Raw genomic sequence first — 14,814 nt, forward strand, 5'->3', positions numbered from 1 at the left:
CACTACTACTATAATAATCGAAGTGTAGGGAAATTGTCCATTATATTTTCACAACCACATTTTCTTCCCCGACAATTTCACGAAGTGCTCCTAAACATTCTTCACTTGGATGAATCGATAAACTTCGAGATAATTGTACCATTTTATGTTCCTTTTCATAATAAATTAGTACTTTCGCAAAACCTGAATAGTCAAACAATATTTTAGTAACCTGATTTAAAAGCTTTTTCTCATACTGAGACGGCAATTTCACGTAAACAGATGCGTCTTTCTTTTCTTCATACACATCCATTTCTTCTAATGGATATAGTCCATTTACAATCCATTGTAACTTATGATTTCTTAGCTCAATCATGCCGTCAACTAAAACAATTGCTCCTTCTTCTAACTTATCTGAGAAATGTATATACGTTTCAGGGAAAAGAACTGCTTCCATTTCATCATTTTGATCACAAAATGTAATAAACGCCATCTTTTGCAACTTTTTCGTACGAATCACTCTCACGCTTGTTATATACACGATAGCCCTTTGTACTTTTTTCTTATGTCGCATCGCCTGAGCGAGAGATGGAATTTCTAATTCTTTCGCTAACTTCACATACTGCGCTGTCGGATAGCTTGATAAATAAAAGCCTAATGCTTCCTTTTCTTTATTTAACTGTTCAATAAAAGAGAGCTCTTCTCCTTGTACGTATTTTGATTTTGGAACAGCATCTCCTAAATCACGCGCAAGATTTGCGTACTCTAACGCTCCTTTAAGACTTTTCCATAAATTTGTTCTCGAAACACCAAAATCATCGAAACACCCAGACCAGACGAACGCATCTAAATTTCGCTCTGTTACAAATTTTGATGGCATGCGAAGACAAAATTCAAATAAATCTTCAAACATTTTTTTCTCTCGTTCTTCAAGTAATGCTGTCACTGTAGCCATTCCGATGTTTCGAATGGAAAGTAAGCTGTAACGTATCGCATTGCCTTCTATTTGGAAGTTGTAACCACTTCTCTGAAGAGACGGCGGCAAAACATGAAAACCTTTTCGCTTCGTTTCTCGTATATACTGTACAATCTTATCTTCATTTCCAATTGCACTTGATAATAATGCTGTCATAAATTCCAGCGTATAATTCGCTTTTAAGTAAGCAAGCTGGTACCCAATCATACTGTAGGCTACAGCGTGACTTCGGTTAAAACCGTAATTCGCAAATCTTACAATTAAATCGTAAATTTTCTCTGCGGATGTCTCGTCATAACCATTTTGTAAACAACCTTGTACAAAATGCTTACGTTCTTGATCTAAAATATCACGATTTTTTTTACTCACTGCACGGCGTAATAAATCTGCTTCTCCGAGCGAGAATCCTGCTAATTTCGACGCAATTTGCATAATTTGTTCTTGGTATACAATGACACCGTATGTTCTTTCTAAAATCGGCTTTAAATCCGGATGTAAATATTTAATTTTTCTTTTTCCGTGCTTTGATTCAATAAAGGTTGGAATTTGTTCCATCGGTCCTGGTCTATATAACGAGTTAACAGCGACAATATCTTCAAATTCATTCGGTTTTAACCCGCGAAGTACATTTCGCATACCACCTGATTCAAGCTGGAATACACCTGTTGTATCCCCTCTACCTAACAATTGGAACGTCTTTTCATCTTGAAGTGGTAAATTTCTTAAATCAATTTGTGTCCCCGTCTTTTTCACGATAAACTTTATAATATTTTCAAGTAACGTTAAATTACGTAATCCTAAAAAATCCATCTTTAACAAACCAAGTTCTTCTAATGCATCAGCTGGATATTGCGTAACATACACATCGTTATGCCCTTCTTGAATCGCAACACTTCCTGTTAACGGCTCTTGGCTCATAATAACGCCAGCTGCATGAATAGACGTATGACGCGGTAAGCCTTCTACACGCTTTGCAATTTCAAACACACGCTCATGCAGAAGGTTTCCTTGTATAAACTCACGGAGTGATTGCGATTCCTCATATGCATCTTTTAACGTTATACCGAGCTTTGATGGGATAAGTTTTGAGAATATGTCAATATCTCGCGGCGGAAGCCCCATTACACGCGCAATATCTCTAATTGCTGCTTTAGCTGCCAATGTTCCGAACGTTACAATTTGAGCAACACGAAGCTGACCATATTTATCTTTCACATATCGAATCATCTCATCGCGTCTTATATCCGGAAAATCAATATCAATATCTGGAAGCGTCACACGTTCAGGGTTTAAAAATCTTTCAAATAATAGATCGTATTCAATTGGATCAATATCTGTAATTTCTAATACGTAAGAAACGAGTGAGCCAGCCGCGGACCCACGGCCTGGTCCTGTTAAAATATGATTTTCATGCGCATATTTCATAAAATCCCAGACGATTAGAAAATAATCACTAAACCCCATACTAGAAATAACGTTTAATTCATGATTCAAACGCTTTATATGTACTTCTTTCGGCGTACCATAACGTTTCTGCAACCCTTCTTCACAAACGCGGCGTAAATACATATCATTCGTCTCATTAGCTGGAACAGGGAATTTCGGTAATTGATTTACATGAAACGGTATTTCTACTTTGCAACGTTCTGCAATTTCTACTGTGTTATAAATCGCTTCTTCTACGTGAGAAAATAATGCTTCCATTTCATCTGATGATTTTAAATAATATTGATCTGTTTTCAGCCTCGGCCTATCTGGATCCGTCATTTTCGTTCCACTTTCAACAGATAATAAGCATTCATGTACGAGTGCGTCACTTTGATTGATATAGCGTACATCGTTTGTTGCAACGACTGGAACATTTATCCTACTCATAAATTCAGGTAATTTCTCTTGCAGAAGCAGTTCATCTTGAATCGCATGATACTGCAAGCTCATATAAAAATTACTGAACATACTTTGATACATGCGAGCTACTTCTTCAGCTTCACTCTCTTTGTCTTCTAATAATAATTGTTCAATTTCCCCATCTTTACCTGGTGAAATGGCAATTAATCCTTTCGCATAATGGGCAAGCCACTTTTTCGGAATACCTTCTTTTGACTTCGTCATAATGCTACTAGAAATCTTTAATAAATTTTGATAGCCCATTTCATTTTCAGCAAGTAAAACAAGCGGATAAGATTTTTCCTCTTCTTCACTAAAAATAGAAGCTGTTAAGCCGATAATAGGCTGTATACCATGTTTCTTACATGCTTTATAAAACGGAATAACGCCATACATAACATTTTCGTCCGTAATAGCGAGTGACGAAAAACCAAGTTCTTTCGCCCTGACTACAAGCTCATCAATTTTACAAGCACTTTTTAATAAACTAAAAACGGTTTGACATTGTAAATGCACAAACTTCACTGTTGTACCCTCTCTTTACCAATCTGACTACTTTTATTATAGGTGATGAGGAAAGCGGAAATCAAAACATACTTCTTATACTTTGTCCATATATATGAAGAAGAAAGGGGAATGACGATGGATGTAAGAGAACATACTTTTTTCTCTCTGCTTATTATTAGTTATTTTATTGCCTTTGGGGTTATACTTGGCGGTTCATTAATTGGTGGATTTGGTGCATTTCTTATCGGAAAACCAACTCTCACTTACATTAATCAATTCGCCCAAAATTTAAGAATTTGGGCACTTGTTGCAGCGATTGGCGGCACATTTGATACTTTTTATAGCTTTGAAAGAAGTTTCTTTGGCGGGGATATGAAAGATATCGTAAAACAAATTCTCCTTATTTTTTTCGCAACGGGTGGTATGCAAACGGGTCTTATTATTATTAAATGGCTAACGCAGGAACATGTATGAGAGTACCAAGTGCCAATACAGCAAAAAAATGGTATTTAGTTTTAGCTGGTGCTGCTGTTGGAGGCGTGTTGAGCTGGTTTATTTTTTTGTACATATACGGTGTTTTTCAAGAAGAACAAGCTAGTAAAATAGCAGAACAAAGAGAAATTATAGAAAAACAAGAAGCCAAGCTCCACGTCCTTCTCGAAGATCAAGAAAAATTGAATACAGAAAATAAACGGCTCTTAACCATTCAAGAGATTAAAATAAAACTTATAAATCGAGAAAAATACGATTTAGACAACCTTACACTCGAAAATATGACCACATCTATCCATAATGACCTCCAACATCTTTTAACGAAAAACATACAAAGTATAGCCAAAAATAAAGACCTACTCAAAAAGGTAATCGAAAACAAAACGTACAAACATTACGATCGGCTATACCGTTTCAAGGTCGATACAATATCTTTTGATACAGTGCTTGAAATTAGCATTACGATAGAGAAAGAAAAATAAAGAAGGAGGGCTTTAGCGCCGCTCCTTCTTTTCGTTTTCATATATAAACTCTTTATCTACACAGCTCACGTAAATCAGCAAAAAGACGATCCGCTTCTTCCCAAGAAGATGCTTTTGCACCAGAAGCCATCGGATGCCCTCCGCCATTATATTGCATTGCTAATTTATTTATCACTGGTCCTTTTGAGCGAAGACGAACACGAATCACATCGTCTTCCTCTAGAAATAGAACCCACGACTTTAATCCATCAATATTACCAAGTGCTCCAACAACGCCAGATGCCTCAGAAGGAAGTACATCAAACTTTTCTAATACTTCTTTCGTTAATTTAATGTAAGCTGCTCCTTCTTCTACCATCGTAAAGTTTTGTAAAATATAGCCGTTTAAACGAGCAATTTTTTCTTTCGTCTTATACATTTCATTGTATAAATCTGTGAATTTCACATCCATATCGACAAGCTCACTTACGTAACGAAGTGTTTTCGCTGTTGTATTCGGGAATAAGAAACGACCTGTATCCCCAACAATACCCGCTAAAATAAGACGAGCTGCTTCTTTCGTTATCTGTAATCCTTTATCTTTTCCATAACTGTAAAACTCATAGATCATTTCACTTGTAGAACTTGCTGTCGTATCTACCCACGTAATATCTCCGTACGGATCTTCATTCGGATGATGATCAATTTTAATTAACATCTTCCCTTTTGCATAGCGTTGATCGTCAACACGTTCTTGGTTCGCAGTATCACATACGATAACAAGTGCATTTTCATATACACTATCTTCAATATCATCCATTACTCGTAAATATTCTAGTGACGGTTCATTGTACCCAACCGTATAAATATTTTTCTCTGGAAACGATTCTTGTAGAATTTTACCAAGACCGCCCTGTGAACCTAATGCATCTGGATCTGGACGCACATGACGATGAATAATAATTGTATCAAACTCTTTAATTGCTCCTAAAATTTGCTCATGCATATGTATAATCTCCTTTTTACTCAACTTCTCCACTTTAACGTGCAGTAACATCCCAATCGGTGCAGGCTAATCATTAGCGCGCAGTAACATCCCCGCACTAATTAAAGTTTCACTTTATCCTTCATTATAACGGAAAGTATTTCATACATGCGAACAATTGCTTTATAATAAAAGTTAGAAAGTTTAGATATTTATTTTTTCTCCACTATTATTTTTCACAAAGCGATGGGAGTGTGCATTATGCCAGTATTAGTCTTCTGTATTATCGTCTCATTTATGTTGTACCTCTTCTACAAAACAAAATACTTTCGTACAAACCGCCCAATGGAGAAAGGTTGGCTCTCAGGAAAATCCGCAATGGCACTTGGTTCATTCGTCTTATTCTTCGGGATAAACCAATTCTTTTTAGAACTTTCAACCGCTCGTATTATCGTTGGTGTTTTATTTGTTCTATTTGGTAGTGCAAGTGTATTTAATGGATTTCGCCAATACAAACATTTCTTACCATTAGCAGTTGAAGAAGCTGAATCTGTCTGAAGCAACATAAAAAAGCATCAATATTGTGATGCTTTTTTACGTCCCCTAACTTTTAAAATCATATATGCAACAAACGCAGACGGTATATTAAAGGGGTTGCCTTGTACGTGAAAATGTAATTGTTCTTCTTCAAAAGACATTTTTTCATATAATTCTTGCTGAGATAATCCTGTTCGTTTCTTTTTTTCATGTAAACCTTGTAAATATAAATATTGAAGCGGTATCATCACAAGAAAGTAAAATAGTGCGATCCCACCAAAAAAGAGCACTTCTGATGACATAATGCATACCACCTTCCCTAAATCCATTTTCTTACAATTGAATTATAACATAGTATAAACTCTAATTAAATTAATATTCTGTTTTTTAGTTATACAATTGTCTCACCACATAATTCCTCTTCAGCATACTGAACATATCGCCGAATAAAAGCACCGGGATCTTTTCTAATAGGCTCGATATCCAGTCTTAACGGAATCTTTCCCGCCATATAAAAAATTCTCGAAGCAGTCCCAAGTCGAATAGCTGCTTCCGAAATATTTTCCCCATATCCCATCATGAAATTCCCCCATGCGTCTTCTAACTGTCCCGAAGCAATTAAATGCAATCTCGGAACACCAATATCAAACTCTTTATAGCCAAATCCACATTCATCAAAATCGAGTAAATACCAATCCTCTCTGTCTACAAGAACATTGCCAAAATGCATATCACCGTGAACAAATTGTTTTTCTCCTAGTTGTGTTGAATTTTCGAGTTCTTGTATTCTTTCTGCAATTCTTATGCACTTATGCTTATCCGCATGCGATAGAAATGAAGCATTTAGTAATCGTTGTAAAGGTTCATGGTTTACCTTTTGCTCACTATATATAGGCCTTTCATAACCTCTCCAAGTTTGCGGTACTCTTTTGAGCACTCCATTTGTTTTTTCATGAAACATTCGCATTAATGATCCAAGCTTTTCATAATCTTTATCCTTTGGTTCTAAAATTTCACTTCCGTTTATAAACCTAAAGACAACAAAATACTGGATACTTCCCTCACCTTTCATAATAGGTGTGATCAAATCACCACTTTTATTGACAACTACTTCTGGTACTAACATTTGTTTTTGTATCGCTATTAACCAATGTATTTCAGCCTCTATTTGCTCGCATGTATAACGTCCTTCTCTGTACTGCCTAACTACAAATTTATTTTTGTCCGATTCGAATATATATGTTTGATTTTCTCCCCCATGTAACAATGAAACTTTCGTAAGACTATTTAAATTATATCGCTTACATAACTGCTCTTTAGCGTGAAAATCCATTCTTCTCCCCCTAGTTCCTATAGTGAAGCGTAGTCTCTTTTATCCAATTACATTATTGTTATCTCTTAACGATTAGTAGCGTAATCGACTAACAACCAATTTTCTATCCACATTGATACATATCCTTCTATTTTTTCACTTCTCTACTTAAAACGCCCACCGAGCTTAAATAATAACTTCAAAATCCAATAAAACAATATAAAGTTAAAGAAAAAGCCTAATGGATTAAACGAAATTTCCCATTCGACACCTCCATAATTATTGTTCAAGCATCTTCAAATGATTACGTGTTCCTATTTATAAATATGAAACAGAATGTGATTTATTTTTCGCTTTCGCAATTCAAACCATGATAGATTCAGTTGCTAACTACATTTTAAAACTCCCTAATGTAGCGTTCTAAAAAAAAAAATGGAACAAACCAAAGCGGTCTGCTCCATCTTTTTATTTATCGATCAACTGCACCATAAGTAATGCTTTCCCGACAACATTACCTTCATGATGCACTTCTACATCAACCTTACCAAATTTACGCCCAATTTCTAATACTTTCGGATGAACGGATACAACATTATCAATTTGAACTGGTTTTACGAAATAAATTGTTAAGTTCTCAACAATTAAATCACTCTTCTTTTGCGCACGAATAACGCGATTCGTTGCTTCCGTCACAATTGTTGTGAATACACCGTAAGATAACGTTCCGATTGAATTCGTCATTTGCGGCGTCACTGAAAATTGATATAAATGTTCATTTTTCGCTTCTTTCGGCGTCATAAATTGATTCGTTACAATATCATCGATTGTTTCGCCGACTTGTGGTTGACGCTGAATCATTTGCAGCGCCTGAAGTACATCTTGACGACTAATAATTCCTTGCAGTTTATTTCCTTCATCAACAACTGGAAGTAACTCAATACCTTCCCACACCATCATACGTGCTGCAGCTGCGACAGACATTTTACCGTTTACCGTAATCGGATGCTTTGTCATCACTTTATCAATTGGTGTTTCTTTCACGACACCAATCATATCTTTTGAAGTTACGATACCTAACACCTTTTTATTTTCATCAACAATTGGATAACGTCCATGCATCGTTTCTTCATTGTACGCATGCCATTGTTGCACTGTATCATTCGGCTTTAAATATAACGTCTCTTCAATTGGCGTTAAAATATCTTCAACGAGGACAATTTCTTTCTTAATAAGCTGATCGTAAATTGCACGGTTAATTAACGTCGCAACTGTAAATGTATCGTAACTACTTGAAATAATCGGCAGTTTTAATTCATCTGCTAATTTCTTCACATGATCTTCCGTATCAAATCCGCCCGTAATCAATACCGCAGCTCCGGCTTCTAACGCTAATTGATGTGCGTTCGTACGGTTACCGATAATAAGTAAGTTTCCTGCTTCTGTATAGCGCATCATCGCTTCTAACTTCATTGCCCCGATTACGAATTTATTTAACGTTTTATGTAGTCCTTCTCTGCCCCCAAGTACTTGACCATCGACAATGTTAACGACTTCTGCATATGTCAGTTTTTCAATATTCTCTTTCTTCTTTTGTTCAATTCGAATTGTTCCGACACGTTCAATCGTACTAACATATCCTTTATTTTCTGCATCTTTAATTGCACGGTAAGCTGTCCCTTCACTTACACTCAAATCTTTCGCAATTTGCCTTACAGAAATTTTATGCCCTACTGGTAGGCCATTAATATGTTCTAAAATTTGGTTATGCTTAGTAGCCAAATGGTTTCACCATACTTTCTTTTCCCTAAATTCTTCATGTGTTGTATTTTCAGTATACTATATTTTCAAAACTGTTACACTCTCTCTTTATATATCTGTACTATTTTTTTTATAACAAAATATGCCTTACATTACACTACTTCTTCTATTACAACAATGTAATGGTATTGTCATCTCGTTCGATAGTTTGTCCAGCCGCTCCAATATACAATGAAGACAAGAAATGAAACAAAGGAGCGGATACATGATGAAAAAATTATTAGAAGTTGTAGGTGCTGTATTTTTAGCTTTCGTAGACGGAAAAAAAGTTGCAATGGAATTGAATGAAACACCTGAACAGCCACTTCCAAAAAGAAAAAAATCATCAAAACAAGTACAACCTTTAAAAGCTGTCCTATACACGTAAAAAACCCTTCACTTGTCTTTTCAAATGAAGGGTTTCTTTTCTATAGTATAATACTTTCTCCAGCTTCTAGTACTTTCCCTGTACAATTTTGTAGCTTTTCTACAAATTGATATGGGTCTTGTTCAATTACTGGGAACGTATTGTAATGCATCGGTACAACAGTTTTCGCCCGAGTCCATTTCGCTGCTAAAACAGCATCTTCTGGTCCCATTGTGAAATTATCACCAATTGGTAAAAACGCTATATCAATGTTATTCAGTTCCCCTATTAATTTCATATCAGAGAATAGAGCGGTATCTCCTGCATGGTACACAGTTTTCTCTTCTGCTGTAAATAAAATACCTGCTGGCATACCTGTATATGTAATCGTCTTATTTTCTTCATCAATATAACTAGAACCGTGGAATGCTTGTGTAAACTTCACTTTTCCGAAGTCAAATTCATGCGAACCACCAATATGCATCGGATGTGTATTTACACCTTGCCAACTTAAAAATGTCGCTAGTTCAAATGGTGCCACAACAACTGCATTATTTTTCTTCGCAAGCTCTACTGTATCTCCAACATGATCACCATGTCCATGCGATAAAAGAATCGCATCTACTTTGACATCTTCAGCCTTTAAATCCGTTGTCGGATTTCCAGTTAAAAATGGATCAATTAAAATCACTTTTCCATTCGTTTCAATCTTTACAACTGAATGTCCATGATAAGATACTTTCATTATTACATTCCTCCCCTATTCACATTCTCACTTTTTATTCTACATGATTTTTCAATTCCCTGTCTTTTCTAACATCTATTTACTTGTCATAACGCTTTCCTCCGATGTAAAGTTATATTTGTAATTAAATATCTCGGGGGTGCCAATCGATGAATGCTAGATTAGAAAATTTAATGCAATGGCTAAAAGAAAAAAACGTAGAAGCTGCGTTCTTAACTTCTACACCAAACGTTTTCTACATGACAAACTTCCACTGCGAACCACACGAAAGACTTCTTGGTATGTTTGTATTCCAAGAAAAAGAACCTATTTTAATTTGCCCTAAAATGGAAGAAGGTCAAGCGCGTAACGCTGGCTGGGCACATGAAATTATCGGATTTACTGATACTGACAGACCATGGGATATGATTGCAAAAGCAATTAAAGACCGCGGCATCAATGCAAATGCAGTTGCAATTGAAAAAGAACATTTAAACGTAGAGCGCTACGAAGAATTAACAAAGTTATTCCCAAATGCAGCTTTCAAATCAGCTGAGGAGAAAGTTCGTGAACTTCGCTTAATTAAAGATGAAAAAGAACTTTCTATTTTACGCGAAGCAGCTAAAATGGCGGACTACGCTGTTGAAGTTGGTGTAAATGCAATTAAAGAAAATCGTAGCGAGCTAGAATTATTAGCAATTATTGAACACGAATTAAAAACAAAAGGCATACATAAAATGTCATTCGATACGATGGTATTAGCAGGTGCAAACTCTGCTCTTCCACACGGTATTCCAGGTGCAAACAAAATGAAACGCGGCGATTTCGTACTATTTGATTTAGGCGTAATCATTGAAGGTTATTGCTCTGACATTACACGTACAGTGGCATTCGGTGAAATTTCTGAAGAACAAACTCGCATTTATAACACTGTACTTGCTGGACAACTACAAGCAGTTGAAGCATGTAAACCAGGTGTTACACTTGGTGCAATCGACAACGCTGCTCGTTCTGTTATCGCAGATGCAGGTTACGGCGACTTCTTCCCACACCGCCTTGGTCACGGACTTGGAATTAGCGTACACGAATATCCAGATGTAAAAGCTGGTAACGAGTCTCCATTAAAAGAAGGTATGGTCTTCACAATCGAGCCAGGTATTTACGTACCAAACGTAGGTGGCGTTCGTATTGAAGATGATATTTACATCACAAAAGACGGGTCAGAAATTTTAACGAAATTCCCGAAAGAATTACAATTTGTGAAATAAGAAAAAGGCAGCTTAATTGCTGCCTTTTTCTATTTTTCTACTATTTCACATTTCTCTACAATCATTTTTGCTGGATAACTTTCAAGTATTTGAGAAAACCATACTTTTATTTTATCCCCTGTTTTTAATTGATTATATGCGCTTTTATCCTTAAAGCTCAAAACCGTATGTGATGGATATTCTTTATTCATTTGTTGTTCTATATAATTTTGCAACTCTACTTTTGTTTCAAACGTTTTATCATCGACAAAAAATGCCGTGTCATTTCTTAATATGACATACCCCTCTTCAGATACTTTTTTTACTGCTACTTGCTCTACTTGTTTTGTAGTACACGCTGATAATATGATTAGAAATGCACCTAAAAACATAAACATAGAAAATTTTATATGCCTATTCATTTTTATCCCCTTACTCTATGCTATTTCCGCTTTAAAACCATTTTCTCCTCATACTTATCATCCCATTTAATCACAATCTCTATCGGTTCATCTTTAGATAGAGGCGTGCAACTTACACAAGAAGACTTCATTTCAACCTTTGCTCCTTTATGATTTTCTGACGTTTGTGTCATTGTGCTAAAGGCTCCATTAATAGCAATCTCTAAATTCTTAAATTCTGTATTCCCATCTCCGCCCTTATACTGAAATGTAAACACTCCATCTTCACTGTCATCCTGAATATGCCCTTTATATTGCCCCGTCCAACTTTTGCTCTCGCTAGAAAAAGTAACATACGAAATCGAACAACTTCCTAAAAAGAAAATACTAATAAAAAAGAATAATGCTCTCTTCATAACGTCCCTCCATTCAAAAGCACTTATTTATTGTCTATTTCTTCCTCTTATTATATTATAAAAATACAGAATTTTCTAAAATAGGAGGTTTATATGTTACAACAACAGTTAGAAGAAATTCGTAATAATAATTACATACTGAATAACACACTTAACATTGATTCTTTAAGTTCCAATATGCTTGAGCATATCGGTGTTACCGATAGCTATTTAAGAGACAAACTTATTTACTCTACTTTTTTTCATCTCATCAAAAAGGACTACATTTCACACACGCAATTAGAGAAACTATTATTAGAAAGCATTAGTGAAAAATATTTATTGTATAAAATTCATTCGGATGACGAAGATGCTGTATTTACCCGCGCATTTACGACATTATTACTTGCGCTCATTATTGATGCTGATACAAAATATAATTTCTTATCACAGAATGATATTTTAACTGTAAAAGATCAATTGATTCTATATATGAACAATGAACATGATTTCCGTGGATATGTTCAAGACCACGGCTGGGCACACAGTATCGCTCATGCTTCTGATACATTTGAAGCGCTTGTTCGTAGTCCTAAACTGGCAACTTTATATTACGAAGAAATATTACAAACTTTATTAAACAAAGTTTGTGTCCATTCTATTTACTATAAATATGAAGAAGACGAACGACTCGTTTATCCGATCGTCTCAATGCTACAAAATGGTCTAAAGGAAGAAGTACTCATAGCAGCCCTTCATGACTTAGTAGCCCAATTACCAGTCCAAAAACAAACACTACATATTGAATCGTACGAGTTTCTATACGGAAATATAAAATCTTTCTTACGTAGCTTATTTTTCAGACTACGCACACTTTCTATATGTGAAGAAACCGAATGCGAAATTGAAAATTTGCTACGAAAGCTTCCAAAATATTATTAAAAAAAGAAGGCCACTTAGAAAGTGCCTTCTTCTATTTCACTAATATTTAATTGAAATTTCACGATCCAAACTGAGAAAAGGTGGACAAGAAGTGCAAACGCCATACATGCTCCGCTCAAAAAAGTTAGTATAGGATGCGAATACACGTGCCCTAATCCATAGGATATCGCCACGAAAAACATTGTTATGTAAATATAAATTGCTCCATGTATTTGCCTCATATGAACCTCCTTTTCCCATATTATAACATAAATTTTCTGATTATTCACATTAATCGCTTGTAATCAATATTTCTCAACTGTTACACCTCTAACAGCCGCTTTAATATATGGTGCTCCTTGTAAACTTTGTAAATCCTCTGTTTTGCCTGTTACAACTACACCGTATATTGGTAGGTCTTTTGATTTTGTGTTTTTTATTTCTTTATACGAATCTTTCGCATCATCCATATGTCGTTCATCTTCTGCTAATGTTTTCATTGCTCCTATAAATCCTTTTGAATTCCTCTCAAAATCCATTTTCATTTCTTCTTCCTTTTTTGCATAACTTCCCGTAAATCCATAGACATGATTAGACATTTTCGCATTTAAAACCGCACCTGTTGAGTCTGTTAAGCCAACATATTTATCCGCTTTCTTTTCATCATATGTATCAACCCAAAACCAAACTGGTTGTATATTTTTTGGTAGTATTCCCATAATTTCATCCATCGTATACGCCTTATCAAACGATAGAGCTACTTCTGCAACTTTATTTTTCAAATCCCCAATTTGTTTTAAATCATTCACGTAATTTGTATACTTCATGAATGGCAAGTAAAACCTCATTTCGCGTTGCATCGTTTGTATATTGTAATCCGGCAATTTCTCAGCTGCGTCTACATTAAATCGCTCTTCCTCTAAATGCGTATTTCCATTATGACTTCTTGACATATATCCCCACACATCATATTCATATATTTCATCTATCCACTTAACTGGCTGACCCGAAATATTTTTATATGAACTATACATAATAGAATCGCTCATTAAACCCATATTTAATTTTCTGTGAGAATAAAATTTTATGTTAGGACCCTTTACAGTTTGCTCTGCAAATACTCTTCTTTCCATCTCATTAAAGTTTTTTTGTTTTAAATATACTATTAAAGCGAAAGATCCAACAATCACTAAAATAGACGCAAAGATTGAGATGACAAAATTTCTAAAAAACTGCTTCCTCTTTGCCTTCTTCATCAAAGTCTTCATCTGCTTATCATCCATATTCAAATCAAAGTCCTTCCGACTCATCGTTTCTCCTCCTATACAATTTTTTAAATTGATTTCTTGCACGGTACAAACTTGTTTTCACTGTTTCTTCTTTCATACTTAATAAAATGGCAATTTCCTTATAAGATAGTTCATATTCATATTTCAACAGTAAAATATGACGATAATCCTCCGTCATCGTCTCCAATATTTCTTGTACCTCGCCTTGTAGTTCACTTGTTAAAAGCAACTCATCTAATGACTTTTGACCAATAAGCACGACAGATTCAATCGCAATGGGATTTAGTCTTTTTTCTTTCCGGTGTAAATCTCGGTGCTGATTAATTGCAACTCTAAATAGCCACGGTGTTAAATGCTCTAACGGTATTTCCTCCATAAGCAATAAAGCTTTATACAACGTATCTTGCACAATATCTTCCGCTTCTTTTCTATCTGCTCCAATCTTAATTAAGTATCCAAACACAGCTTTTGACTTCTCTATTAATAACGATTCAAACGTATCATGACTCATTCTGCTCTCCTTTCTATATACTCAAC

The 14,814-nt window shown here is 35.3% G+C and carries 17 protein-coding genes; 6 read left to right on the forward strand and 11 right to left on the reverse strand.

What is annotated here, in order from left to right:
- Positions 1–40: 40 nt before the first annotated feature.
- Positions 41–3,367 (reverse strand): DNA polymerase III subunit alpha, encoded by a 3,327-nt coding sequence (dnaE, locus tag FS802_RS22930; RefSeq protein ID WP_000673713.1) that lies wholly within the window; start codon positions 3,365–3,367, stop codon positions 41–43.
- Between the two features lie 42 nt (positions 3,368–3,409).
- On the opposite strand from dnaE, the gene FS802_RS22935 reads away from it, so the two are divergent.
- Positions 3,410–3,823 (forward strand): YtrH family sporulation protein, encoded by a 414-nt coding sequence (locus FS802_RS22935; RefSeq protein WP_002008713.1) that lies wholly within the window; start codon positions 3,410–3,412, stop codon positions 3,821–3,823.
- A complete protein-coding gene (gene ytrI, locus FS802_RS22940) occupies positions 3,820–4,323 on the forward strand; it encodes a sporulation membrane protein YtrI (RefSeq protein ID WP_001265726.1) in 504 nt (167 codons plus the stop codon). Before FS802_RS22935 ends, ytrI begins: the two co-directional genes overlap by 4 nt.
- Before the next feature lie 52 nt (positions 4,324–4,375).
- On the opposite strand, the gene FS802_RS22945 is transcribed toward ytrI, so the two are convergent.
- A complete protein-coding gene (locus tag FS802_RS22945) occupies positions 4,376–5,308 on the reverse strand; it encodes a DHH family phosphoesterase (protein ID WP_000545128.1) in 933 nt (310 codons plus the stop codon).
- 240 nt (positions 5,309–5,548) lie between these two features.
- On the opposite strand from FS802_RS22945, the gene FS802_RS22950 reads away from it, so the two are divergent.
- Positions 5,549–5,845, forward strand: a complete 297-nt coding sequence (locus FS802_RS22950) for a YtpI family protein (RefSeq protein WP_001144772.1) — start codon at positions 5,549–5,551, stop codon at positions 5,843–5,845.
- A gap of 17 nt (positions 5,846–5,862) precedes the next feature.
- On the opposite strand, the gene FS802_RS22955 is transcribed toward FS802_RS22950, so the two are convergent.
- The 3 genes from FS802_RS22955 to FS802_RS22965 all read right to left on the reverse strand — a co-directional run bounded on the left by FS802_RS22955 (position 5,863) and on the right by FS802_RS22965 (position 8,915).
- Positions 5,863–6,126 (reverse strand): DUF3949 domain-containing protein, encoded by a 264-nt coding sequence (locus tag FS802_RS22955; protein WP_000093751.1) that lies wholly within the window; start codon positions 6,124–6,126, stop codon positions 5,863–5,865.
- Positions 6,127–6,215: 89 nt separating this feature from the next.
- The gene (locus FS802_RS22960) at positions 6,216–7,157 is read right to left on the reverse strand and encodes a phosphotransferase enzyme family protein (protein ID WP_000345497.1); all 942 of its coding nucleotides are present in this window, start codon (positions 7,155–7,157) and stop codon (positions 6,216–6,218) included.
- A 444-nt stretch (positions 7,158–7,601) separates the two neighbouring features.
- Positions 7,602–8,915 carry a CBS domain-containing protein gene (locus tag FS802_RS22965; protein ID WP_000201566.1) on the reverse strand — a complete coding sequence of 438 codons (1,314 nt, stop codon included), beginning with the start codon at positions 8,913–8,915 and terminating at the stop codon, positions 7,602–7,604.
- 247 nt (positions 8,916–9,162) lie between these two features.
- Between FS802_RS22965 and FS802_RS31245 the strand changes: the two genes are divergently transcribed.
- Positions 9,163–9,321 carry a hypothetical protein gene (locus FS802_RS31245; protein ID WP_222129166.1) on the forward strand — a complete coding sequence of 53 codons (159 nt, stop codon included), beginning with the start codon at positions 9,163–9,165 and terminating at the stop codon, positions 9,319–9,321.
- A 40-nt stretch (positions 9,322–9,361) separates the two neighbouring features.
- Here the strand turns inward: FS802_RS31245 and FS802_RS22970 are convergent, their stop codons facing one another.
- Positions 9,362–10,045: a metal-dependent hydrolase gene (locus FS802_RS22970; RefSeq protein WP_098654471.1), complete on the reverse strand. Its 684-nt coding sequence runs from the start codon at positions 10,043–10,045 to the stop codon at positions 9,362–9,364.
- A 149-nt stretch (positions 10,046–10,194) separates the two neighbouring features.
- Between FS802_RS22970 and pepQ the strand changes: the two genes are divergently transcribed.
- Complete coding sequence (gene pepQ / locus FS802_RS22975; RefSeq protein WP_070169147.1) at positions 10,195–11,292, forward strand: Xaa-Pro dipeptidase; 1,098 nt, start codon at positions 10,195–10,197, stop codon at positions 11,290–11,292.
- A 29-nt stretch (positions 11,293–11,321) separates the two neighbouring features.
- Here the strand turns inward: pepQ and FS802_RS22980 are convergent, their stop codons facing one another.
- Together FS802_RS22980 and FS802_RS22985 are read right to left on the reverse strand one after the other, a co-directional pair.
- Positions 11,322–11,693, reverse strand: a complete 372-nt coding sequence (locus FS802_RS22980; RefSeq protein ID WP_001079365.1) for a DUF3221 domain-containing protein — start codon at positions 11,691–11,693, stop codon at positions 11,322–11,324.
- A 20-nt stretch (positions 11,694–11,713) separates the two neighbouring features.
- Entirely contained in the window at positions 11,714–12,088 is a 375-nt protein-coding gene (locus FS802_RS22985) for a hypothetical protein (RefSeq protein WP_098654470.1), read from the reverse strand.
- Positions 12,089–12,181: 93 nt separating this feature from the next.
- Here FS802_RS22985 and FS802_RS22990 point away from each other — a divergent pair, with 93 nt between their 5' ends.
- Entirely contained in the window at positions 12,182–13,009 is an 828-nt protein-coding gene (locus tag FS802_RS22990; RefSeq protein WP_000941479.1) for a DUF2785 domain-containing protein, read from the forward strand.
- A 14-nt stretch (positions 13,010–13,023) separates the two neighbouring features.
- Here the strand turns inward: FS802_RS22990 and FS802_RS22995 are convergent, their stop codons facing one another.
- The 3 genes from FS802_RS22995 to FS802_RS23005 all read right to left on the reverse strand — a co-directional run bounded on the left by FS802_RS22995 (position 13,024) and on the right by FS802_RS23005 (position 14,788).
- Positions 13,024–13,230 carry a hypothetical protein gene (locus tag FS802_RS22995; RefSeq protein WP_001248905.1) on the reverse strand — a complete coding sequence of 69 codons (207 nt, stop codon included), beginning with the start codon at positions 13,228–13,230 and terminating at the stop codon, positions 13,024–13,026.
- A 63-nt stretch (positions 13,231–13,293) separates the two neighbouring features.
- Positions 13,294–14,298: an anti sigma factor C-terminal domain-containing protein gene (locus FS802_RS23000; RefSeq protein ID WP_098654468.1), complete on the reverse strand. Its 1,005-nt coding sequence runs from the start codon at positions 14,296–14,298 to the stop codon at positions 13,294–13,296.
- Complete coding sequence (locus FS802_RS23005) at positions 14,279–14,788, reverse strand: RNA polymerase sigma factor (protein WP_048544391.1); 510 nt, start codon at positions 14,786–14,788, stop codon at positions 14,279–14,281. The genes FS802_RS23000 and FS802_RS23005 overlap by 20 nt, the downstream gene beginning before the upstream one ends.
- Positions 14,789–14,814: the final 26 nt, after the last annotated feature.

The organism is Bacillus sp. DE0042, assembly GCF_007680225.1.
GTDB classification, from domain to species: Bacteria; Bacillota; Bacilli; order Bacillales; family Bacillaceae_G; genus Bacillus_A; species Bacillus_A wiedmannii.